The organism is Streptosporangium sp. NPDC004379 (assembly GCF_042873875.1).
In the GTDB taxonomy this organism is placed as follows: Bacteria; Actinomycetota; Actinomycetes; order Streptosporangiales; family Streptosporangiaceae; genus Streptosporangium.
This window is the reverse complement of the sequence record NZ_JBIAMC010000017.1, coordinates 9,925-31,824: the sequence shown is the minus strand read 5'-3', so window position 1 is coordinate 31,824 and position 21,900 is coordinate 9,925. Positions and strand designations below refer to the sequence as shown.

Below are 21,900 nucleotides of genomic sequence, written 5' to 3'. Positions count from 1 at the left end.
GTCTCGCACCTGCCCGGTGGGATCCGCCCGGCCGGACGCGGGCCCGTGCCGGGTGGCCGCGCGACCTTCCCCTCTACGATCGGTCCGTGACGATGAGCGGGCATTCGCGGGAGCACGGGCACCCCGCCGGGCGGGAGGGCCGCCGGGGTCCGGCGGGCATGATCCGGGTGCCGTGGGCGCTGGCGCGGGCCTGCCATCCGGGGCCGACCGCGGCGGTCACCGCCATGGTGGCCGCGCTCGCCGTGGCGAGCGGCCGCGACGCCGCCGGCTGCGTCCTGGCGGCCGCCGCGGTGCTGGCCGGGCAGCTGTCCATCGGCTGGTGCAACGACGCGGTGGACGCCGGGAGGGACGTCGCCGCCGGCCGTACCGGCAAGCCGGTCGCCGAGGGCGCGGTGGGCGCGCGGACGGTGTGGGCCGCCGCCGCGTCCGCCGCGGCGCTGTGCGTGCCGCTCTCGCTGGCCTCCGGGCCCGCGGCCGGGACCGCGCACCTGATCGGCGTGGCCGCGGCCTGGGCCTACGACCTGGGGGTGAAGGCCACCGCGCTGTCGTGGCTGCCGTACGCCGTGGGGTTCGGCTCGCTGCCGGCGTTCGTGGCCCTCGGGCTGCCGGGCCGCCCCTGGCCCGCCTGGTGGGCGGTCCTGGCGGCGGCGTTGCTCGGCTGCGGCGCGCACCTGGCGAACGTCCTGCCCGACATCCCGGGCGACCTCGCCACCGGGGTCCGCGGCTGGCCGCAGCGGCTGGGCGAGGCCCGCGTCCGCGTGCTGGTCCCGCTGCCGCTGCTGGCGGCCACGGCGGTGCTGGCCCTCGCCCCGCCGGGACCGCCCGGCGCGGGAGGCTGGGCCGCCCTCGCCGCGGCCGTCGCGCTCACCGGCGCCGGGACGCTGCTGGGCGGGCGCTCGCCGCGCGTCCCGTTCGCCACGGCGATCGCGGTGGCGGCGGTCGGGGTGGTCCTACTGCTGGCCCGCGGCACCGAGATCACCGCCGCCTGACCCCGGCCGTCCCGGAGACCGCGGCCGCCGTCTCCGGCTCCCGGACACCGCCCGCGACCTCGCGGTTCATCGCGGCCGGCCCCGGGAGCGCGGTCCCGGCGGCGGGTGCGGGGATCTTTAATCGGTTGCGGCTTCCCAGGCGTTCTGGCGTCATTGGGAGCGATCGACAGCGATCAGCGGCGATCGGCGGACCGTACGGAAGGAGGCGATGCGACGATGGCGTACAACGAGGTGGCCGGCGGGCGGGCCCCGATCCGCATGTGGGCAGACCCCGACGGGGTCGAGCCCGAGGTGATGCGGCAGCTGCGCAACGTGGCGAACCTCCCCTGGACCCACGGCGTCGCCGTGATGCCCGACGTCCACCACGGCAAGGGCGCGACGGTCGGCTCGGTCATCGCGATGCGGGACGCCGTCTCGCCGGCCGCGGTCGGGGTGGACATCGGCTGCGGCATGACCGCGGTGAAGACCTCCCTCACGGCCGCGGACCTCCCCGACGACCTCGGCCGCCTGCGCTCGAAGCTGGAGCAGGCGATCCCGGTCGGCTTCGGCCTGCACAAGACCCCGGTCGACCCGTCCAGGCTGCACGGGGTCCGGACCGCCGGCTGGGAGGGCTTCTGGAAGGACTTCGAGCGCCTCGCCCCGGCCGTCCACCCGAAGCGTGAGCGCGCCGAGGCGCAGATGGGCACCCTCGGCGGCGGCAACCACTTCCTGGAGGTCTGCGCCGACGACCGGGACGGGATCTGGGTCGTGCTGCACTCCGGCTCACGCAACATCGGCAAGGAGCTGGCGGAGCACCACATCGGGCGGGCCCGCGCGCTGCCGCACAACCAGGACCTGCCCGACCGGGACCTCGCGGTGTTCGTCGGGGGCACACCGCAGATGGACGCCTACCGCCGCGACCTGTTCTGGGCGCAGGACTACGCGCGGCGCAACCGGACGGTCATGATGGCCCTGGCCTGCGACGTGCTCCGGCGCCAGCTGCCCGGCGTCACCTTCGAGCAGCCGATCTCCTGCCACCACAACTACGTGGCGGAGGAGCGGTACGACGACGTGGATGTGCTCGTCACCCGCAAGGGCGCGATCCGCGCGGGATCCGGCGATCTCGGCATCATCCCCGGCTCGATGGCGACCGGCACCTACATCGTGAAGGGTCTGGGGAACGCCGCGGCGTTCAACTCCGCCTCACACGGTGCCGGTCGCCGGATGAGCCGCAGCAAGGCGAAGCGGACCTTCACCCTCGCCGACCTCAAGGCGCAGACCGACGGCGTGGAGTGCCGCAAGGACACCGGTGTGATCGACGAGATCCCCGGCGCCTACAAGGACATCCGGTCCGTCATGGCCGCGCAGTCCGACCTGGTCGAGGTCGTCGCCCGGCTGCGCCAGCTCGTCTGCGTCAAGGGCTGACGCGGCCCGTCCGCGCCGGGGGACGACGGCGATGTGACGGGCGTCTCCCGCGGCCGCCCCCCGGACCTCCCCCCAGGGACGGCCGCCGCCGGTCGGCGGCGGCCGGGGCTTCAGGGGAGGTACGGGGCCGATCAGGGGATGGCGGTCCGGCGGCGGTGCGAAAGAATGGGCGTCCGCCCGCGGAACCGGCGATCCGGCCGATGATGTCCTCATCGGCCGGACGTGGTTTCATGGGCGCACCGGGCCGGTTTCCGACCGGTCCCGTCCGGTCAGCACTGACAAGGGAGGTGACGTCCCATGTTGCAGGACTCGTTCGGCCGGGTGGCGACGGACCTGCGGGTGTCCCTCACCGACCGCTGCAACCTGCGGTGCTCCTACTGCATGCCGCCCGAGGGCCTCGACTGGCTGCCCAAGGCCGGGCTGCTGACCGCGGACGAGATCGTCCGCTTGGTGACCATCGGCGTGGAGCGCCTCGGCATCACCGAGGTCCGCTACACCGGCGGTGAGCCGCTGCTCCGCCGCGAGCTCCTCGACATCGTGACCCGCACCGCGGCGCTGGACCCCGCCCCCCAGGTCTCCCTGACCACCAACGGCATCGGGCTGGCCCGGCTGGCCGCGCCGCTCGCCGCGGCGGGCCTGTACCGGGTGAACGTCTCCCTCGACACCCTCGACCGGGAGACCTTCAAACGGCTCGCGCACCGCGACCGGCTCGCCGACGTCCTCGACGGCCTGGCCGCCGCCGACGCCGCCGGGCTGCGCCCGGTCAAGGTCAACGCGGTGCTGATGCGCGGCGTCAACGACCACGAGGCGGTGCCGCTGCTGCGCCACTGCCTGGAGCGGGGATACGAGCTGCGGTTCATCGAGCAGATGCCGCTGGACGCCCAGCACGGCTGGCGCCGGGACGACATGATCACGGCCGACGAGATCCTCGCATTGTTGAAGGAGTCCTTCGACCTGGTCCCCGACTCCCCGGTGGAGCGCGGCAGCGCCCCGGCGGAGCTGTTCGTCGTCGACGGCGGGCCGGCCAGGGTCGGGGTCATCGGCTCCGTCACCCGGCCGTTCTGCGGCGCCTGCGACCGCGTACGGCTCACCGCCGACGGCCAGATCCGCAACTGCCTGTTCGCCACCGAGGAGTCCGACCTGCGCGCGGCCATGCGCTCCGGCGCCGGTGACGACGAGCTCGCCGAGCGGTGGACGGCCGCGGTCCGCGGAAAGAAGGCGGGCCACGGCATCGACGACCCGGCGTTCCTGCAGCCGTCCCGGCCGATGTCGGCCATCGGCGGCTGAGTGTGCGCTACGACGCGTGCGTGCTGGCGGGCGGCCAGGCCAGGAGGCTCGGCGGACGCGACAAGCCCGGCATGCTCGTCGCGGGCCGCCCGCTGATCGAGACGGTCGCCGCGGCCGTCGCCGACGCCGGGCGGCTCGTCGTCGTCGGGCCGCCCCGTTCCGGCCTGCCGCGCGCGGTCTTCCTGCGGGAGGACCCGCCCGGCGGCGGACCGGTCCCCGCGCTGCGGGCGGGGCTGGCCGAGGTTACCGCGCCGCTGGTCGCGCTGCTCGCCGCCGACCTGCCGTTCCTCACCGCCGGCCACGTCCGGGCGCTGCTGGAGGCGGCCGACCCCGGGGCGGTGCTCCTCGACGACGAGGGCCGGGAGCAGTGGCTCGCGGGGGCCTGGCGCACCGCGGAGCTCACCCGGGCCCTCGCGCGTTACGACGGGCGATCCCTGCGCGGGCTCCTCGCCCCCCTGGCGCCCGCCGGGCTCCGTCTCGGAGGATCGCCGTGGTTCGACTGCGACACGATGGACGATCTGCTACGCGCCCGGGGTGAGACCGGGCCGGTTCCTGACGAGGAGTGAACAGGTGAACGTGCTGACGGAGTGGACCGCCCTGGCCTGCCGCGAGCTGGGCATCGACCCTTCGGTGGTCGACCGCGACGCGCTGCTGGACCTGACCAAGGAGGTCGCGCACGGCGTGACCCGCCCGGCCGCGCCGCTGACGGCGTATCTCCTGGGGCTGGCCCAGGGCGCGGGCACGGCGCCGCCGGACGCGGTGGAGCGGCTGACCGGACTGGCCAGGGACTGGGAACGGCGGGCCGGCGGCGAGACCGCGTAGTCACCGCCTCCGCGCCGGAGAGGCGGGCGGGGGAGGACCGCCGCGCGGCGGAGAGGGACGGCGAAGCCGACCGTCTCCGCTCGCATGCCGGAGAGCCTGCGCGTCGGAGAAGAAAGAGGGAGAAAAGGCGACGCCGGGTGGTTACGGGGGCAAACCACCCGGCGCCGCTTCATCGGCGTTCCGACGGGGGCCCGGAACGCCGGCACCAGTGCCCCGACGGGGGACCAGGGCACTTGGCTAAAGCGTACACCTACTACCCCCAAGGTGCGTCAAGACTTAGTCACGACCCGATCTCGCGTCGGTGGCGAGGTATTTCACTCTGTCCCGTTTCGTGCATGTCAGGGTCAAGCGGTGGGCCCTTCTGCGGGGCGTTGGCCCCGATCACGGCAACGTACGGCAAAAAAATCGCCCCCGCGAAGAGCAGGAGCCGCACGGGCAGTGGGGCGGGCACGGTGAAGGCGAGGATCAGGCAGGCCAGCCGGATCCCCATCTTGATCAGATAGCTTTTCTCGCGCTTGCCGATGTCCTCGGTCAGGGACGGGCGGGCATCGGTGACCTGGTGGACCGTCTGGCGCCTGTGCCATACCTTCACGTATCCAACCTAGACCTCGGCCGGGGCGGGTCCAACCCGGGCCTCGTGGACGGCCGTGCGATCATGGCCATGGAGGAGGACGGTATGACGGATCGAACGTACCGGGTGACCGAGATCGTCGGAACCTCGGAGGAGAGCATCGAGGCGGCCGTCCGCAACGGCGTCCGGCGCGCCTCGCAGACCCTGCGTCACCTCGACTGGTTCGAGGTGACCGAGGTCAGGGGACACATCGTCGACGGCGAGGTCGGGCACTTCCAGGTCGGGATGAAGATCGGCTTCCGCCTGGAGGACGCCTGACCGTACGGCGGGGCCCCGGAGCCGGGGTCCCGCCGTACGGCGGAGGCGGTCAGCTGGCCTGGCTGACCGTGGACATGTTGAAGTCCGGCACCCGGACCGGCGGCATGACGGCGCGGGTGAAGTGGTCGTTCCACTCCCGGGGCAGGGTCTGCTCGGAGGCGCCGACCTCGGTGAGGCGGCCGAGGAGCCCGACCGGGCTCTCGTTGAAGCGGAAGTTGTTCACCTCGCCCACGACCTCGCCGTTCTCCACCAGGTAGACGCCGTCCCGGGTCAGCCCGGTCAGCAGCAGGCTCTGCGGGTCGACCTCGCGGATGTACCACAGGCAGGTGAGCAGCAGGCCGCGCTCGGTGGAGGCGATCATCTCCTCCAGCGACCGCCCGCCCCCGGGCCCCTCCATGAGGAGGTTGTCGACGGCCGGCGTCACCGGCAGGCCGGTCAGCCCGGCCGAGTGCCGGGTCTGGATCAGGCCGGACAGCGCGCCGCCGGAGATCCAGTCGGTGGGCGCCAGCGGCAGGCCGTTGTCGAACACCGAGCTCTGCCGGCCGGAGGAGTGCGCCACCACGAACGGCGCGCACTCGACGCCCGCCGCGGCCGGGTCGCTGTACAGGCGGACCGGCAGCCGGGCCAGCGACTCCCCGACGCGGGTGCCGCCGCCGGGCTTGGAGAAGACCGTGCGGCCCTCCAGGGCGTCCCGGGCGCCGGCCGTCCAGTACATGTAGATCATGAGATCGGCGACGGCCGACGGCGGGATCAGCGTCTCGTACCGGCCCGCGGGCAGGTCGATCCGCCGCTCGGACCACTTCAGCCGCCGGGCCAGCGAGGCGTCCAGCGCCGCCACGTCGACGTCGGCGAAGTCGCGGGTGGCCACGCCCGTCCAGGCCGAGCGCCTCATGTCGGCCGACTTGGCGTTGAGCTCCAGCCGGCCGGTGGGCTGGGTGTGCCGCAGCCGGGTCCCGGCCGAGGTGCCGACGTAGGTCGTGGTCACGATGTGCTCGGCGAAGCCGTACAGCCTGCGCCCGCCCGCCTCGGCGGCGGCGAACGCCTCGCCCAGCGCGGGGGCGAAGTCGCCGAACACTCCGATGGAGGTGGGTTCGGCGGGGTCGTCCCAGCCGGCCGAGCGGGACCCCTCGACCAGGGGGCGGGCGTCCTCGGACGGGGCGGCGTCCTCGGCGGCGTGGTCGGCCTCGGCGACGATGTCGGCGAGCTGCTCGGGGCGGACCGCCGACCGCGACACCACGCCCACGCCCCGCCCGGCCACCGAGATCACGGTGAGCCGCGTCGAGCGGGTCACGCCGTTGGTGGTCAGCGTATTGCCCGCGAAACGCAGGTTGGCGCTGGAGCTCTCGTCCGCGATCACCACGACGTCGTCGGCCGTGGAGAGGTCGAGAGCCTTCTCGATCATCTCCTGGGGGCTCACTTGCCACTCTCCTTGAGGGTGTTGAGGATGCGCACGCCGCGGAAGAGCGCCGACGGGCAGCCGTGGCTGACCGCGGCGACCTGGCCGGGCTGCCCCTTGCCGCAGTTGAACGCGCCGCCCAGGACGTAGGTCTGCGGCCCGCCCACGGCCTCCATCGACCCCCAGAAGTCGGTGGTCGTGGCCTGGTAGGCGACGTCGCGGAGCTGCCCGGCGAGCCGGCCGTCCTCGATCCGGTAGAACCGCTGGCCGGTGAACTGGAAGTTGTACCTCTGCATGTCGATGGACCAGCTCTTGTCGCCCACGACGTAGACGCCGCGCTCCACGCCGGAGATCAGCTCCTCGGTGGAGGGGCCGCCGTCGGCGGGCCGCAGCGAGACGTTGGCCATGCGCTGCATCGGCATGTGCCCGGGGGAGTCGGCGAAGGCGCAGCCGTTCGAGGCGCCCAGCCCCTTGAGCAGCGCCATCCGCCGGTCGAGCTGGTAGCCGGTCAGGATCCCGCCGGAGACGATGTCGAACTCCCGGGTCGCCACGCCCTCGTCGTCGTAGCCGACGGTCGCCAGGCCGTGCTCGACGGTGCGGTCGCCCGTCACGTTCATCGCCGGCGAGCCGTACACCAGCGAGCCGAGCCGGTCGAAGGTGGCGAAGCTGGTGCCGGCGTAGGCGGCCTCGTAGCCCAGGGCGCGGTCCAGCTCGGTGGCGTGCCCGATGGACTCGTGGATCGTCAGCCACAGGTTCGACGGGTCGACGACCAGGTCGTAGACGCCGGCCTCGACGGAGGGGGCCTTGAGCTTCCCGTCGAGGTGCTCGGGGAGGGCGGCCAGCTCGGCGGGGAAGTCCCAGCCGGTGCCGGTGAGGTACTCGTAGCCCCGGCCGACCGGTGGGGCGAGGGTGCGCATCGAGTCGAAGCGGTCGGCCTCGACCTTCGTCGCCTCCAGATACGGGTGCAGGCGCACCCGCTGCTGGGTGGTCACCGTGCCCGCGGTGTCGGCGTAGAACTTCTGCTCCTTGACCTGGTTGAGGTAGGCCCGGACGTGGTCCACGCGCGGGTCGCGCAGCAGGCCGTCCGACCACTCGGCGAGGAGCGCCGCCTTGTCGCGCGCCGGCACCTCGAACGGGTCGATCTCGTAGGAGGAGACCCAGGTGACGTCGGAGTGGACCGGCTCGGGGGCCAGCTCGACCGGCTCGCGGTTGACCGCCGCGGAGACGGCCGCCACCTCCACCGCCTGCTCGGCGACCCGCGCCGCCGCCTCGGGGGTGAGGTCGATGCCCGCGGCGAAGCCCCAGGTGCCGTCCTTGACGACCCGTACGGCGTAGCCGAGGTCGTCGGCGTCCATGGAACCTTCCAAGGAGGCGTCCGACAGCCGAAGCACCTCCGACCGGATGCGCTCCAGCCGGAAGTCGGCGTGCTCGGCGCCGAGGTCGCGGGCGCGCTGCAGGGCCGCGTCGGCCAGCCGTCTCAGGGGAAGGGCGAGGAAATCGGAGTCGATCTGGCGCATGTCGACGATCCTAGCCCTGTGATCTTGTCCCTGGCGGACAAGAGGTTTACCCCCCGGTAGGCGATAGCGTCGCTCACATGGCTCGATCTGTTCTCGTAACCGGCGGCAATCGCGGCATCGGCCTCGCGATCGCCCGCGAACTCGCCAAGGCCGGTGACTCGGTCGCCGTGACGTACCGTTCCGGGGAGCCCCCGGAGGGCTTCCTCGCCGTGCGGTGCGACGTGACCAGCGCGGCCGACGTCGACGAGGCGTTCGGGAAGGTCGAGGCCGAGCAGGGCCCGGTCGAGGTGCTGGTCGCCAACGCGGGCATCACCCGCGACACCCTGCTTCCGTTGATGAAGGAGGAGACCTTCACCGACGTCATCGACGCCAACCTGACCGGCGCGTACCGGGTGGTCAAGCGGGCCACCCGCGGCATGCTGCGCCTCAGGCGCGGCAGGATGGTGCTGATCTCCTCGGTGGTGGCCATGCTGGGCTCCGCCGGCCAGACCAACTACGCCGCCTCCAAGGCCGGCATGATCGGCTTCGCCCGCTCCGCGGCGCGTGAGCTCGGCTCGCGCGGCATCACCGTCAACGTCGTCGCCCCGGGTTTCGTGGAGACCGACATGACGGCGGAGCTGGAGGAGGCGCACCAGGAAATGATCCGCAAGAACATCCCGCTGGGCCGCTACGCGAGCGCCGACGAGGTCGCCCGCGTGGTCAGGTTCCTGGCGAGCGAAGACGCCGCCTACATCACCGGGGCGGTCATCCCCGTCGACGGCGGCCTGGGAATGGGGCACTGAGCATGGGAATCCTCGAAGGCAAGCGCATCCTGGTCACCGGAGTGCTGACCGACGCCTCGATCGCCTTCTCCGCGGCGAAGCTGGCCCAGGAGGAGGGGGCGCAGGTCGTGCTGACCGGCTTCGGCCGGCTCAGCCTGGTCGAGCGGATCGCCAGACGGCTCCCCGAGCCGCCGCCGGTGATCGAGCTGGACGTGCAGAACACCGAGCACCTCGACTCGCTGGCCGACCGGGTCGGCGAGCACGTCGGGGGGCTCGACGGCGTGGTCCACTCCATCGCCTTCGCCCCGCAGAGCTGCCTGGGCGGCAACTTCCTCAACACCTCATGGGAGGACGTCTCCACCGCCCTGCACGTCTCCACCTTCTCGTTCAAGGCACTCGCCCAGGCCTGCCTGCCGCTGATGAAGGAGGGCGGCTCGATCGTCGGCCTCGACTTCGACGCCAGCAAGGCCTGGCCCGTCTACGACTGGATGGGCGTGGCCAAGGCCGGCCTGGAGTCCTGCTCCCGGTATCTCGCCCGTGACCTCGGCGGGCACGGCATCCGGGTCAACCTCGTGGCGGCCGGGCCGCTGCGGACCATGGCGGCCAAGAGCATCCCGGGCTTCGCCGAGTTCGAGGACAGCTGGCCCGGCAAGGCGCCGCTCGGCTGGGACCTGGGCGACACCGTGCCCGCGGCCAAGGCGTGCCTGGCGCTGCTGTCCGACTGGTTCCCCGCCACGACCGGTGAGATCGTGCACGTCGACGGGGGCGTGCACGCGATCGGCGGCTGACGGGCCGTACGGCGTGCCGAAGCGGGGGCCGGCGTCCATGGCGCCGGCCCCCGTGCTTTCCGGCGTCTCGCGGACCCACGTCTCCGGGGCTCTCCGGCGTCGGGAGCCGGTGAACCGCCCGGATCGGGCGGGATCCCTGCGGAGCCCTGGGCCGCTCAGAGCCGGGAGGCCGGCGCCGTCCGGTGCCGGCCGAGTCTCAGCGGCTCGAAGGGCATCGACTCCCTGCCGCCCCGCCGGACGTACAGCAGGCGGACCGCGAGGATCGCCACGACGAGCAGCACGGTGGTGAGCGCCGTGCCGGCCGGGTCGGACGACCGGGTGGGCCTGACGGGCCGGTCCGTGGGCATCCGGTCGCGCAACTCGTGCATCCCGGCGCCCGGCCACAGCAGCTCCACCCGCGGAGCCTCGGGATCGGCCACCGGGGGGGACGGTTCGGCGGTCACCGGCCCCGCGTCCGTGTCGCGGACGGGCGGGGTCGCCTCCGGGCGGGGCGGGCCGTACGACGTGTCCCGCCGTACGGCCTGCTCGGGCTCGTCGCTCCGCGAGGGGCGGGGGAGCGGCCTCGCGGTCGGCGGGACCTTGCCGAGGGGAGGCTTCCGGCCGGAGCGCTCGGCCTCCTCCGCGCACGGGGAGGAGACCGCTGGGGCGCAGGGGCCGGCGGAGGCCCGCGGCGCGGCGGTGGCGGGTCCGGCCGCGCCGTCTCCCGGTGGAGAGGAGTCGTCGCCCGGTCCGGCGGACCGGGGAGCGGCGTCGGAGGTCTTCGTCCCGGCGCCGGTGTCCGGGCCGGTGGTACGGGTGCCGGTGGTGACGCCGACCTCGACGCCGAGACCGGTGTCGCCGGTGCCGGAACCGGTGCCGGTGGTGGTCTCGGCGGTGACGCCGAACCGTCCGGTGTCCACCGTCTCGCCTGGGCGGTCCACGGCGCCGCCCACCGTCTCGCCCACGCCGTCCACCGCCTCGCCGACGCCGTCCACCGTCCTGCCGACGGTGTCGCCGACGGTGCCGAGGGTCTCGCACAGCCCGCCGGTCACGCCGCCCAGCGGCCCCCGGTGCTCGCAGCCCGGCTGCGCCGGCCACACGGCGGCCCCCGCGGGCGCCGCGGCGGCCAGGGGGACGGCCCCGATCAGTGCGAGCACGAGCGCACCGGCCGAGATCGCAGTTCGCAACGGTCCCCCTCGCTCGACGACGCCTCGCTGGCCACCGGGCTCCCCTCCCGATGCGCTAATCGACAGTTTTGCGGGAAGGGCCGGTCTCGCCAGATGAAGGGACGATTCGGTATTGACGCGTGATAAACGAGATCGATTCTTGTTCTACTCGTCGGCGTCCGTTCCGCGCGGGCCGTCATCACCGATCTCCGGCCCGGGGAGGCGTCGCACGCGGTGCCCGGCCGGTGCCCGCTCCGGCGGGCCTCAGTCGGCCGAGACGTCGTCCAGCGCCTCCCTGATCTCCAGCGGCAGCGTCAGCTCCTCGGATTGGAGCGCTCCGGCGAGCTGGGCGGAGGTCCGGGCGCCGACGATGGCCGCGACGACCCCCGGCTGGTCGCGCACCCAGGACAGCGCGACCGAGAGCGGCGAGACGCCCAGGCCCTCGGCCGCGGTCGCCACCGACTCCACGACCCGGCGCGACCGCTCGTCGAGGTACGGCTTGACGAAGTCGGCGAAGTGCGGGGTCGCCGCCCGGGAGTCGGCGGGGACGCCCGTGCGGTACTTGCCGGTCAGGACGCCTCTGCCGAGCGGGGACCAGGCCAGCACGCCGGCGCCCGAGTGCTCGGCCGCCGGGATCAGCTCCCGCTCGGCGTCCCTGGCCAGCAGGGAGTACTCGACCTGCGCCGCGACGATCGGCGCCCGGCCGTGGACCGCCCGCTGCCCGGCCGCGGCCGCCGCCAGCTGCCAGCTCGTGTAGTCGCACACCCCCGCGTACGCCGCCCGCCCGGACGCCACGATGGTGTCCACCGCGGCCAGGGTCTCCTCCAGCGGCACCTCCGGGTCGAAGGCGTGCAGCTGCCACAGGTCCACCTCGTCCACGCCGAGACGGGCCAGCGAGGCGTCGGCGGCGGCGATCAGGTGCCGTCTGGAGGCGTCCCGGGGCCGGCGGCCGGCCGGGGTGAGCACCGCCTTGGTGGACAGCACCAGCCGCGACCGCGGCACCGTGTCGCGGAGCAGCCGCCCCAGCAGCTTCTCGGCCTCGCCGCCGGTGTAGACGTCCGCGGTGTCGATGAGCGTGCCCCCGGCCTCGGCGAAGGCGCGGAGCTGGGCCGCGGCCTCCTCGGCGGCGGTGTCGCTCCCCCACGTCATCGTCCCCAGTCCGAGGCGGGAGACCGACAGCCCGCTCCGGCCCACATAGCGCTGCTCCATGATCCGGCCAGGTTACCGTCCGGCCAGTTAAAAGTAGTGGAGCACCGCCTGCAAGACTTGGCCGCGTGACGACCCTGCTGCTGGCCAGACACGGCCTCACCCACCTCACCGGCCCGGTGCTGGCCGGATGGACCCCCGGAGTCCACCTCAGCGACAGGGGCCGAGAACAGGCCGGGGCGCTGGCCTCCCGGCTCTCGGCCCTGGAGCTCGACGCGATCGTCTCGAGTCCCCTGGAACGCTGCCAGGAGACGGCCCTGGCGGTCGCCGCCGGCCGGGAGACGCCGGTGCGGACCGACGAGCGGTTCGGCGAGTGCCGCTACGGCGACTGGACCGGGCGCCCGCTCGGCGAGCTCGCCAAGGACCCGCTCTGGCCGGTCGTGCAGAACCACCCCAGCGCCGTCACCTTCCCCGGCGGCGAGTCCCTCGCGGCGGTCCAGCACCGCGCGGTGAGCGCCGTCAGGGAGTGGAACGAGCGGCTGGGCCCGAAGGCCGTCTACCTCGTCTGCAGCCACGGGGACGTCATCAAGGCGATCGTGGCCGACGCCATGGGGCTCCACCTGGACCAGTTCCAGCGGATATCCGCCGACCCGGCGTCGCTCACCGCGATCCGCTACACCCCCATGCGTCCCTTCGTGCTCAGGCTCAACGACCTCGGGGGAGACGTGGCCGGCCTGCGGCCCCCGGAGGGCGCGGACGACGCCGGCGGAGGAGAAAACCCGTCCGGAAGCGACGCCGCCGTCGGCGGCGGAGCCGGAACGACGTAAGGTCAGGACTATGCCGGTCTTCGACTACGACCCGCCCGACAGATTCGTGGCCGGTGCCGTTGGGCAGCCGGGGTCACGCGCCTTCTTCCTCCAGGCCAGGGCACAGGGCAGACTGACCACCGTCTCCCTGGAGAAATTCCAGGTCACGGCCCTGGCCGATCGCCTGGACGAGCTTCTCGACGAGGTGCTGCGGCGCAGCGGGGGCACCGCGGAGGTGCCCGCCGCCGCGCCGCTCGCGCTCACCGACAACGACCCGCTCGACATGCCCATCAGCGAGGACTTCCGGGTCGGCACGATGGCGCTCGCCTGGGACGCCGACGCCTCCATGGTGGTCATCGAGGCCCAGGAGGTCACCGCCGAGGGCGCCGAGGGCGAGGTGTTCGAGGAGGAACTCGCCGAGCCGGCCCTGCTGAGGGTGCACATCACCCCCGGTGCGGCCCGCGCGTTCAGCAAGCGCGCCCTGGCCCTCGTCGCGGCCGGGCGGCCGCCGTGCCCGCTGTGCGGCCAGCCTCTCGACGCCGAGGGGCATATCTGCGTGCGTCTCAACGGTTATCGGGGTAGGAGCGTTTCACCGGGCGAGGGAGGCGAATGAGTGCCGAGAGCGAGCCTGCGCTGAGCGCGGCGTCCACGGCGGGAATGGACGACGAGACCGCGCTGCGTCTGCTCCGCGAGGGGCATATGGAGATCGCCGGGCGGCTGGTCGAGGCGACCAACATGACGCTCTACTGTTCGATCCGGCACGGCGGGCTGACCGCCGCCTGCGTCTACAAGCCCGTGCGGGGGGAGCGTCCCCTGTGGGACTTCCCCGACGGCACCCTGGCGGCCCGCGAGGTGGCCGCCTTCGAGGTGTCGGCGGCGACCGGCTGGCGGATCGTGCCGCCGACCGTCTACCGCGAGGGCCCCTTCGGCCCCGGCATGTGCCAGCTGTGGGTCGACGCCGACCCCGAGGCCGACCTGATGGCGCTGATCCGCGGACGCCAGCCGGCCCTGCGCCGGATGGCCGTCTTCGACGCCGTCATCAACAACGCCGACCGCAAGGGCGGGCACCTGCTCCCGCTGCCCGACGGGCACGTCTACGGCGTCGACCACGGCGTCTGCTTCTCCACCGACGACAAGCTGCGCACCGTGCTGTGGCAGTGGCGCGGCAAGCCCCTGTCGCGCGAGGCCATGAACGTCCTGGCCCGCCTGGAGCGCGACCTGGAGCAGGGCCGCCTCGGCCGCCGGCTGCGTGAGCTGCTCACCCTCGCCGAGGTCGAGGCCACCTGGGTCAGGGTCCGCAGGCTCCTCGACACCGGCCTGCACCCGCTGCCCTCCCAGGACTGGCCCGCCATCCCCTGGCCCCCCATCTGACGCCGCCCGATGCCGCCCCGGCCGGAATGAGCCGGTGCGTCACCGCGGTTGACATCATTGCCCTTTGTGTGTCCACCGCCCCGAGGCGATCGGGGCGGTCTGTCTGCTGGATAGGTTCGTCATATGAAATCGTGGTCTGCGCCGAAGGTCCCTCCGCTCCCCGGTGCCGGTGTCCCGTTGCGGCTGTTCGACACCGCCGCGGGAGAGGTCGTCCCCACCCGGCCGGGCCCCACGGCGCGGATGTACGTCTGCGGCATCACGCCCTACGACGCGACCCACCTCGGCCACGCCAACACCTATCTCGCCTTCGACATGGTCAACCGCGTCTGGCGGGACGGCGGGCACGAGGTGCACTTCACCCAGAACACCACCGACGTGGACGACCCGCTGTTGGAGCGCGCCGAGAAGACCGGCGTCGACTGGCGTGACCTGGCCGAGCGGGAGATCCGGCTGTTCCGCACCGACATGGAGGCGCTGCGGATCATCCCGCCGCGCGAGTACGTCGCCGTGACCGAGGCGATCGGCCAGGTCGTCGAGCTCATCGAGACCCTGCGCGACAAGGGCGCCGCCTACGACCTCGACGGCGACGTCTACTTCGACGTCGCCGCCGCCCCCAAGTTCGGCGCCGTCTCCGGGTACTCCGAGGAGACGATGCTGGCCCTGTCCGCCGAGCGGGGCGGCGATCCCGGCCGGGCGGGCAAGAAGCACCCCCTCGACTGGCTGCTCTGGCGCGCCGAGCGTCCCGGCGAGCCCTCGTGGCCCTCGCCGTTCGGGCCGGGCCGGCCGGGCTGGCACATCGAGTGCACCGCGATCGCGCTGGACAACCTCGGCAGCGGTTTCGACGTCGCGGGCGGCGGCTCCGACTTGATCTTCCCGCACCACGAGTGCGGCGCCCACGAGGGGCACGTCGCCTGCGGCGAGTGGCCCTTCGCCAGGGCGTACGTCCACGCGGGGATGGTCGCCCTCGACGGCGAGAAGATGTCCAAGTCCAAGGGCAACCTCGTGTTCGTCTCGCGGCTGCGCGAGGAGACCGACCCGATGGCCATCCGGCTGGCCCTGCTGGCCCGCCACTACCGCGCCGACTGGGAGTGGACCGCCGGCCAGCTCGCGGACGCCGAGGCCCGGCTGGCCCGCTGGCGCTCGGCCGCGGCGCTGCCCGCCGGTCCGGACGCCCTGGCCCTGCTCGGCGAGGTCCGCGCCCGCCTGGCCGACGACCTCGACACCCCCGGGGCGCTCGCCGCAGTCGACGCCTGGGTGGAGGAGGCCCTGGCGGGCGGCGGGGCCGAGCCGCAGGCGCCCGCCCTGGTCCGCGACCTCGCCGACGCCCTGCTGGGCGTCGCCCTCTGAAGCCGCCTCGCCGGCCGGCCGGGCTGACACCGGCCTCGCCGGTCCCGCGCGCGGACGCCGCGCGGGACCGGGGCGGTCAGAATCGGTAGCGGAGAATGCGGGCCCCTTGCCGCGACAAGGCCGTACTGCGGGCGGTGAGACGGGTGAGCGCGCGTAGGGGTTGCGGGAACCGGGCCACTTCCGGTGCGCGGGTGAGGATCTGCTCCTCGATCAGTTCGAGGCCGGCGTCCCAGGACTCCGGTTCGTGCGGGTCGTCGAAGCCCTGGGCGGCTTTGATGCCGAGCGCCTTGATGGTCGGGTGGTACTTCATGGCCCAGGCGGCGAAGCGGGTGTAGCCGTTGAGCGCGAGCTCGCCCGAAGGGAAACGGCCGGCCAGCGCGCGGGTCATCGCCTGGAAGGAGTCGCCGGGCATGAAGGGGAGCAGCCCCTCGGCGACGATCATCGCCGGCCGGTCACCGGGGATGGCCGTGAGCCAGTCGGAGCGGGTGAGGTCGGCTCCGACCAGGTGGGAACGGCCGGGCAGACATCCGGCCCGCAGGTGCACCACTTCCGGGAAGTCGATGTCGTACCAGTCGACGCCGGGCGGGGGATCACAGCGGAGCATCCTGGTGTCCAGGCCGCAGCCCAGGTCGAGCACCACGCATCCGGGGTGAGCGGCGACGTAGGCGCGGACGACACCGTCGAGCTTCTTGGCGCGCAGTGCCGTGGTGAGGACGAGGCTGGGTTTGACCCGCAGCCTGGCGAAGTCGTAATCGATCTTGCCGGCCAGATCGGCGGAGAACGTGTCGCCGAGGATCGGGCTGGGCCGCCCGGCGTCCAGGGCTCTGGCGTGGAGGGTGAGCAGCAGCGTTTCCTGGATCAGCCCGAGCTCGGGTCGCCAGCGGTGCATGGGGATTCCTCAACGGCGTAGCGGATGACGGGCCGCGAGGTTCTGCAGCCACGTCAGGGAGTCGTGGGCGGCCTTGATGCGCTCGGTGCGGTGTCCCTCGCCGCCCGCGATGCCGAACCCTTCGTCGGCGATCTCGCCGAACGCGCTCAGGCTTTCGAGCTTGCGCTGGATGACCTTCTGCCAGGCGTCGTCTTCGATGCGGTAGTAGGAGACGCGATCGCCGGGTCTTCTCACCTTCTTGACCAGGCCGATGGCCGTGAGAAACCGCATGTTCGAGGTGAGCGAGGCCCGGCTGGCCTGGATGACCTCCGAGATCTGCCCGGCGGACTGCTCGGCCGGATCGCAGATCATGAGCCAGCCGAGGATGCGTCCGGTGATGGGCGGCAGCCCCCACTCCTCGACGCAGAAGGTGGCCACCCGCTCCACCCAGCGGAGCAGCCGGTCCTGCTGTTCCTCAGTGCTCATCGTCGCATCCTCCGTTGTCGATCGCGTGCGGGTTCACTGTGTCATGGCGGCCACCGACTCGTAGGTGGGTGCCGGGGTGATGTCCGCGAGCCGGGTCCTGCGCAGGTAGAGGTCGAACCAGTCGATCGCGAGCGCCATCGCCTCCTCCAGGCCCGGACCGGTGTAGAGGCCGAGCACGTCGTAGGGCAGCACCACGAGCCGCTTGGGCTCGCCCGCCTTGGCGAAGGCGCTTTGCGCCTCCTTGAGCATGTGGTACGGGTCCCAGCCGCCGTTGGCGATCATCAGCAGCGGCGTCGGCGCGAGCCGGTGGATGAGGTTCTCCGGTGCGAAGGTGAGCAGGTGCTCGGCTGAGTCGAGGGTCTTCTCGTTGCGATAGGCGGGAAACAGGTGGGTCGACATGTCCGGGGTGTCCTTCACGCTGTCGCCCTCCAGCGTCAGGTGCGGCACGCGGGCGCTCTGCCCGCCTTCGTAGCGCCGCTGCCAGTCCTGCTGCAGCCGGTCGCGCAGCGCGTGGACACCGGCACGACCCAGGAGGCGTTCCATGTACCGCCATCCGTTCCACAGGCTGGGACTCTGCACCACGACGCACTTGATGCGCCGATCGAGCACGGCGGCCTGGGCCGCCACCGAGCCGCCGATGCTCACCCCCCACACCCCGATCCGCTCCGGCTGCACTTCGGGACGGGTCTGCAGGTAGGACACGGCGCTGCGGAAGTCCTCCACCTGCCGTTCCGGGTGGTCCAGGCCGCGCGGCTCGCCTTCGCTGGAGCCGACCGTGCGGTAGTCGATGGCCAGCACCGCGAAGCCGGCCTTGACGAAGTGCGGCGCGAAGAACGCCAGCGCCTCTTTGACCATCACCCCGCTGTGCCCGAGCACCAGCCCGGGGGCCGGGCCGCTCGTCTCGGGCAGGTAGAGATCGCCCGCGCAGCGGGTGCCGAGGCTGTTGAAGGTCACGTGTTCCATGGCCTGCTCCGTGCTTGTTGGCTAGTTATTTCAAACATGACTGAAATAGCTAGCAATGTCAATCCGGAAGGCTGCGTCCACGGAAGAGGGCTGCGCGCCGCTGGTCACCTCGGCGCATCGGCGGTGTCCACGAGTGACGGGGAACGAGCCTTCGCACGGTCCCCGCACGGCTCTCGCGTGGCGTGAACCTATTGCAGGATGGCTTTCAGGCCGCTCCCGGGGCACCACGGTCGAACGGGACGATCGTCGGCATGAACCACCGCACCTCGCCATCCGCCCTTTCCCTGACGTCCGTTCCGGCCGCCGGCTCGGGCCGGGGAGGGGCTGAGGGCGGCGAGCACCTGGTCGGCGAGGTCGCCGGGTTCGTGCTGTCGGGGGAGGACCCGCCGACCGTCTACGTCGGCGGGGACAACGCCTCTCTCCGGATCGTGCGCGAGATGGCCGCGCGGACCGGCCCGATCGACGTGGCGGTCCTCTTCGCGGGCGCGGCGCGGACCGCGCTGATCGACGGCCACCGCACGCTCACCGGCGCCCAGGCCGCCGAGGCGGCGGCCCTCCTCGGCGCCCGGCACGTGGTTCCGCTGCGCTTCGAGGGCTGGAGCCACTTCACCGAGGGCGGCGACGAACTGCGTGAGGCGTTCAGCCAGGCCGGACTCGCCGACCGGCTCACCCTGCTGAGCCCCGGCCGGAGCGCCGTCGTCGCCCTCTGATGCCGGAGAACGAGTCCGGGCCCGCACCGCCGAAGCGGTGCGGGCCCGGATGGAAGCCCATGGCCCCCTCAGGTCCTGTTCTCGTGGATCCTCACCGTGGTGAGGATCCACAGAAGCAGGGCCCAGACCGGTCGAGCGCGGTCAGCCCTGATTAGAGAGGCTGAACCTGCTCGGCCTGCGGGCCCTTCTGGCCCTGAGTGGTGACGAAGCTGACACGCTGGTTCTCCTCCAGGCTGCGGTAGCCGCTGGAGGCGATGGCCGAGTAGTGCACGAAGACGTCGGCGCTGCCGTCATCCGGCGCGATGAATCCGAAGCCCTTTTCGGCGTTGAACCACTTGACGGTGCCCTCAGACAAAACTTTTTCTCCTGATCTAGTCTCACCGATCCGTCAGGTGACGGCTCGGGGCTGCGCGGACCACCTCGTATCCGCCAGAATCACCGGAGAAAATGGGGCGCCCGTTGTCGGCGGCTTCCCGGAACACCTGAGCTGACAAACGTCGTCAAGCGTCATCAAGAACTGCGACTGCAACACCACAACTCTACATGCTCCCGGCGGCGAACGATACCGACACTCAGGAGGAGATCTCCTGCAGGAATCGTTCGCGCTCGTCATCGGGCAGGCGGTCGACGAACAGGACGCCGTCGAGATGGTCGGCCTCGTGCTGCAGGACCCGCGCGAGCGTGCCCAGACCGCGGAGGGTGACGGGCTTGCCGTACATGTCGCGCCCGCGGGCGGTGACCATGTAGGAACGCTCCAGCGGCCACCAGACGCCGGGCGCCGACAGGCACGCCTCGTCGGCCAGCACCGTTCGCTCGGACGCCTCGACGCGCGGGTTGACCAGGTGGCCGGACCGGCCGTCCACGTCGTAGACGAAGACCCGCAGCGGGACACCGATCTGCGGGGCGGCCAGGCCCGCCCGGCCGGCGCCTGCGCGCAGCGTGGCCTGGAGCGACTTGACCAGCTCCCGCAGGGACCGGTCGAAGGCGGTCACCGGCTCGGCGGCGGTGCGCAGGACGGGATCGGCGAACAGTCGGATCGGCTGGACGGCCACGCGCACTCCCCGGGGCGGCGAAACGACAGGCGGAAGGTCAGGCGGACGATTCCCGCTCCGGCGTCGTCTCAACCGCGGATCACCGGGTCCTCCCCGCGGTCCGCCGAACCCCCGCCGGTCGTCCTCTCCGCGCGCGCCCGGCATCCGGCTCCGGCCCGGCACGGCCCGCCGGGTGGCGGGCCCTACCGCCGCCGGGTTTCCGGGATGTTTCATCCGTGCGGCTCGTGCGTTGCGCATTTCCACGGTTAGCCGTATTTAACCGGCTCACTATCCCGAGTCACGAAAGTGAGTAACCAACCCTCCTAGGATGCTGGCTGATCTTGCCGGACGAACCGCGTCCGGCGGTCCGACAGGACAGAAGCGAGCAGGAGGAACGATGGCGAACCGCTGGATCGCCGAGTGGCGGCCCGACGACCCCGGGTTCTGGGCCGATAGGGGGCGGAGGATCGCGCGGCGCAACCTCGTCTTCTCGATCTTCGCCGAGCATCTCGGCTTCACACTCTGGACGGTGTGGAGCATCGTAGCCGTGCAGCTCGGCTCCTACCGGTTCTCCACCGACCAGCTCTTCTGGATCGTCTCCCTGCCCAACCTGGTGGGCTCGGCGCTGCGCCTTCCCTACACCTTCGGCCCGGCGAGGTTCGGCGGCCGGAACTTCACCGTGGTCAGCGTGCTGCTCCTGCTCGTCCCCGCGGTGTTGCTGGCCGTCGCGGTGAGCGACCCGGCCACGCCGTACTGGATGTTCCTGGTGATCGCGGCCACCGCGGGCCTGGGCGGCGGCAACTTCGCCTCCAGCATGGCCAACATCACCCACTTCTACCCCCAGGAACGGCAGGGCGCGGCGCTCGGCCTCAACGCGGCCGGCGGCAACATCGGCGTCAGCTCCGTCCAGCTCCTCATGCCCCTGGTGATCGGCGCCTTCGGGCTGGCCGCCGCCGGGCTGTTCTGGATCCCCTTCATCGTCGCCGCCGCGCTCGGCGCGTTCTTCTTCATGGACAACCTGTCGGCCGCCCGGGCCCCGGCGCGCGAGCAGCTGAGAATCGCCGGACGGGCCCAGACCTGGATCATGTCCCTCCTCTACATCGGTACCTTCGGCTCCTTCATCGGCTACTCCACCGCGCTGCCGCTCCTGATCAAGAGCCAGTTCCCGGAGCGGGCCTCCCTGGTCTGGCTGGCCTTCCTCGGCCCGCTCCTCGGCTCGCTGGTCCGCCCGGCCGGCGGGTGGCTGTCGGACCGGCTCGGCGGGGCACGGGTGACGCTCGTGAACTTCGCCGCGATGGCGGCGGCGGCCGCGCTGGTGTGGCAGGGCCTGGCCCGGCACGACTTCCTCCTGTTCTTCGGCGCCTACCTGCTCCTGGTCGCCGCCACCGGGGTCGGCAACGGCTCCACCTACCGGATGATCCCGGCGATCTTCCGGGCCAAGGCCACGGCGGGGCTCGCACCCGGGACCCCCGCCCACGAGGCCGCCCTGGCAGCCGGTCGGCGTGACGCCTCGGCCGCGGTCGGGATCATCTCCGCGATCGGCGCGTTCGGCGGCTTCTTCATCAACCGCGGGTTCGGCAGCTCGATCGCCGGGACCGGCGGCGCGGGCGCCGCGCTGGCCGCCTTCGCCGGCTTCTACGCGGTGTGCGCGCTGCTGACGTGGGCCTGCTACCTGCGGTCGGCCGGGCCGGTGACGGGCCTGGCCACCGCCCGGGTCTGAGCCGCCCACGGAGGGTTCACACCCGTCGATCGCCGATGTGAACCGCGTTGGCGGCTTGTAGCACACCAGTAACAGAGGGGACCCAGCGGTGAAACCGCCTGAAAGCACCATCGGACACATGACGATCTCACCCGCCGCTCCCGCGCCTGTGAGGGCGGATACCGCGAGGGGGCGCCGGTGTCTGGACTGAGGGGCGCCGCGAGGGGCGCCGGTGTCTGGACTGAGGGGCGCCGCGAGGGGCGCCGGTGTCTGGACTGAGGAACGCAGGAGCGGAGTGACGGAGTGACGAGGGAAGACACCGGATCCAGAGCCCCGAGCCGCGACACGCAGTGTCGCCATCAGCAGGGAGCGGAGCGGCGGAGTGACGAGGGAAGACACCGGATCCAGAGCCCCGAGCCGCGACACGCAGTGTCGCCATCAGCAGGGAGCGGAGCGGCGGAGTGACGAGGGAAGA

At 72.6% G+C, this 21,900-nt stretch carries 24 protein-coding genes; 14 read left to right on the top strand and 10 right to left on the bottom strand.

Annotation, left to right across the window (positions count from 1 at the left end; translation table 11 throughout):
• Positions 1–92: 92 nt before the first annotated feature.
• The 5 genes from ACFYSC_RS29585 to ACFYSC_RS29565 all read left to right on the top strand — a co-directional run bounded on the left by ACFYSC_RS29585 (position 93) and on the right by ACFYSC_RS29565 (position 4,502).
• On the top strand, positions 93–989 hold the full coding sequence (locus ACFYSC_RS29585) for a UbiA family prenyltransferase (RefSeq protein WP_389968419.1): 897 nt from the start codon (positions 93–95) through the stop codon (positions 987–989).
• A 216-nt stretch (positions 990–1,205) separates the two neighbouring features.
• Entirely contained in the window at positions 1,206–2,393 is a 1,188-nt protein-coding gene (locus ACFYSC_RS29580; protein WP_389968207.1) for an RtcB family protein, read from the top strand.
• 297 nt (positions 2,394–2,690) lie between these two features.
• Positions 2,691–3,680 carry a GTP 3',8-cyclase MoaA gene (moaA, locus tag ACFYSC_RS29575; RefSeq protein ID WP_389968205.1) on the top strand — a complete coding sequence of 330 codons (990 nt, stop codon included), beginning with the start codon at positions 2,691–2,693 and terminating at the stop codon, positions 3,678–3,680.
• Positions 3,677–4,246 (top strand): molybdenum cofactor guanylyltransferase, encoded by a 570-nt coding sequence (locus ACFYSC_RS29570; RefSeq protein WP_389968417.1) that lies wholly within the window; start codon positions 3,677–3,679, stop codon positions 4,244–4,246. The genes moaA and ACFYSC_RS29570 overlap by 4 nt, the downstream gene beginning before the upstream one ends.
• 4 nt (positions 4,247–4,250) lie before the next feature.
• Positions 4,251–4,502, top strand: a complete 252-nt coding sequence (locus ACFYSC_RS29565; RefSeq protein WP_389968203.1) for a DUF6457 domain-containing protein — start codon at positions 4,251–4,253, stop codon at positions 4,500–4,502.
• Between the two features lie 280 nt (positions 4,503–4,782).
• On the opposite strand, the gene ACFYSC_RS29560 is transcribed toward ACFYSC_RS29565, so the two are convergent.
• On the bottom strand, positions 4,783–5,094 hold the full coding sequence (locus ACFYSC_RS29560) for a DUF3099 domain-containing protein (protein WP_389968201.1): 312 nt from the start codon (positions 5,092–5,094) through the stop codon (positions 4,783–4,785).
• Between the two features lie 84 nt (positions 5,095–5,178).
• Here ACFYSC_RS29560 and ACFYSC_RS29555 point away from each other — a divergent pair, with 84 nt between their 5' ends.
• Positions 5,179–5,391: a dodecin gene (locus ACFYSC_RS29555; RefSeq protein ID WP_389968199.1), complete on the top strand. Its 213-nt coding sequence runs from the start codon at positions 5,179–5,181 to the stop codon at positions 5,389–5,391.
• 49 nt (positions 5,392–5,440) lie between these two features.
• Here the strand turns inward: ACFYSC_RS29555 and ACFYSC_RS29550 are convergent, their stop codons facing one another.
• On the bottom strand, positions 5,441–6,808 hold the full coding sequence (locus tag ACFYSC_RS29550; RefSeq protein WP_389968197.1) for a metallopeptidase TldD-related protein: 1,368 nt from the start codon (positions 6,806–6,808) through the stop codon (positions 5,441–5,443).
• Complete coding sequence (locus ACFYSC_RS29545) at positions 6,805–8,304, bottom strand: TldD/PmbA family protein (RefSeq protein ID WP_389968195.1); 1,500 nt, start codon at positions 8,302–8,304, stop codon at positions 6,805–6,807. The genes ACFYSC_RS29550 and ACFYSC_RS29545 overlap by 4 nt, the downstream gene beginning before the upstream one ends.
• 77 nt (positions 8,305–8,381) lie before the next feature.
• Between ACFYSC_RS29545 and fabG the strand changes: the two genes are divergently transcribed.
• Together fabG and fabI are read left to right on the top strand one after the other, a co-directional pair.
• The gene (gene fabG / locus ACFYSC_RS29540; protein ID WP_389968193.1) at positions 8,382–9,086 is read left to right on the top strand and encodes a 3-oxoacyl-ACP reductase FabG; all 705 of its coding nucleotides are present in this window, start codon (positions 8,382–8,384) and stop codon (positions 9,084–9,086) included.
• Between the two features lie 2 nt (positions 9,087–9,088).
• Entirely contained in the window at positions 9,089–9,853 is a 765-nt protein-coding gene (gene fabI / locus ACFYSC_RS29535) for an enoyl-ACP reductase FabI (protein ID WP_389968191.1), read from the top strand.
• 155 nt (positions 9,854–10,008) lie between these two features.
• Here the strand turns inward: fabI and ACFYSC_RS29530 are convergent, their stop codons facing one another.
• Complete coding sequence (locus ACFYSC_RS29530; RefSeq protein WP_389968189.1) at positions 10,009–11,019, bottom strand: hypothetical protein; 1,011 nt, start codon at positions 11,017–11,019, stop codon at positions 10,009–10,011.
• A 243-nt stretch (positions 11,020–11,262) separates the two neighbouring features.
• On the bottom strand, positions 11,263–12,207 hold the full coding sequence (locus ACFYSC_RS29525) for an aldo/keto reductase (protein ID WP_389968188.1): 945 nt from the start codon (positions 12,205–12,207) through the stop codon (positions 11,263–11,265).
• Positions 12,208–12,272: 65 nt separating this feature from the next.
• Here ACFYSC_RS29525 and ACFYSC_RS29520 point away from each other — a divergent pair, with 65 nt between their 5' ends.
• From ACFYSC_RS29520 to mshC, 4 genes are all read left to right on the top strand, one after another.
• Positions 12,273–12,971, top strand: a complete 699-nt coding sequence (locus tag ACFYSC_RS29520) for a histidine phosphatase family protein (RefSeq protein ID WP_389968186.1) — start codon at positions 12,273–12,275, stop codon at positions 12,969–12,971.
• A 10-nt stretch (positions 12,972–12,981) separates the two neighbouring features.
• A complete protein-coding gene (locus tag ACFYSC_RS29515) occupies positions 12,982–13,563 on the top strand; it encodes a DUF3090 domain-containing protein (protein ID WP_389968184.1) in 582 nt (193 codons plus the stop codon).
• Positions 13,560–14,321: an SCO1664 family protein gene (locus ACFYSC_RS29510; protein ID WP_362937164.1), complete on the top strand. Its 762-nt coding sequence runs from the start codon at positions 13,560–13,562 to the stop codon at positions 14,319–14,321. Before ACFYSC_RS29515 ends, ACFYSC_RS29510 begins: the two co-directional genes overlap by 4 nt.
• 123 nt (positions 14,322–14,444) lie before the next feature.
• A complete protein-coding gene (gene mshC, locus ACFYSC_RS29505; protein ID WP_389968181.1) occupies positions 14,445–15,668 on the top strand; it encodes a cysteine--1-D-myo-inosityl 2-amino-2-deoxy-alpha-D-glucopyranoside ligase in 1,224 nt (407 codons plus the stop codon).
• Between the two features lie 76 nt (positions 15,669–15,744).
• On the opposite strand, the gene ACFYSC_RS29500 is transcribed toward mshC, so the two are convergent.
• Genes ACFYSC_RS29500 through ACFYSC_RS29490 form a run of 3 tightly spaced genes read right to left on the bottom strand, consistent with a single transcriptional unit; the run spans position 15,745 to position 17,985 of the window.
• Positions 15,745–16,557, bottom strand: coding sequence for a class I SAM-dependent methyltransferase (locus ACFYSC_RS29500; protein WP_389968179.1), 813 nt, complete (start codon positions 16,555–16,557; stop codon positions 15,745–15,747).
• 9 nt (positions 16,558–16,566) lie between these two features.
• Positions 16,567–17,022: a GbsR/MarR family transcriptional regulator gene (locus ACFYSC_RS29495; protein WP_389968177.1), complete on the bottom strand. Its 456-nt coding sequence runs from the start codon at positions 17,020–17,022 to the stop codon at positions 16,567–16,569.
• 33 nt (positions 17,023–17,055) lie between these two features.
• Positions 17,056–17,985 (bottom strand): alpha/beta hydrolase, encoded by a 930-nt coding sequence (locus tag ACFYSC_RS29490; protein ID WP_389968175.1) that lies wholly within the window; start codon positions 17,983–17,985, stop codon positions 17,056–17,058.
• A 182-nt stretch (positions 17,986–18,167) separates the two neighbouring features.
• On the opposite strand from ACFYSC_RS29490, the gene ACFYSC_RS29485 reads away from it, so the two are divergent.
• Entirely contained in the window at positions 18,168–18,695 is a 528-nt protein-coding gene (locus tag ACFYSC_RS29485) for an MBL fold metallo-hydrolase (protein WP_389968174.1), read from the top strand.
• A gap of 151 nt (positions 18,696–18,846) precedes the next feature.
• On the opposite strand, the gene ACFYSC_RS29480 is transcribed toward ACFYSC_RS29485, so the two are convergent.
• Both ACFYSC_RS29480 and def read right to left on the bottom strand, forming a co-directional pair.
• Complete coding sequence (locus tag ACFYSC_RS29480) at positions 18,847–19,050, bottom strand: cold-shock protein (protein ID WP_179828083.1); 204 nt, start codon at positions 19,048–19,050, stop codon at positions 18,847–18,849.
• Positions 19,051–19,267: 217 nt separating this feature from the next.
• Complete coding sequence (gene def / locus ACFYSC_RS29475) at positions 19,268–19,747, bottom strand: peptide deformylase (RefSeq protein WP_362937184.1); 480 nt, start codon at positions 19,745–19,747, stop codon at positions 19,268–19,270.
• 376 nt (positions 19,748–20,123) lie between these two features.
• Between def and ACFYSC_RS29470 the strand changes: the two genes are divergently transcribed.
• Entirely contained in the window at positions 20,124–21,446 is a 1,323-nt protein-coding gene (locus tag ACFYSC_RS29470) for an MFS transporter (protein WP_389968171.1), read from the top strand.
• Positions 21,447–21,900 lie beyond the last annotated feature (454 nt).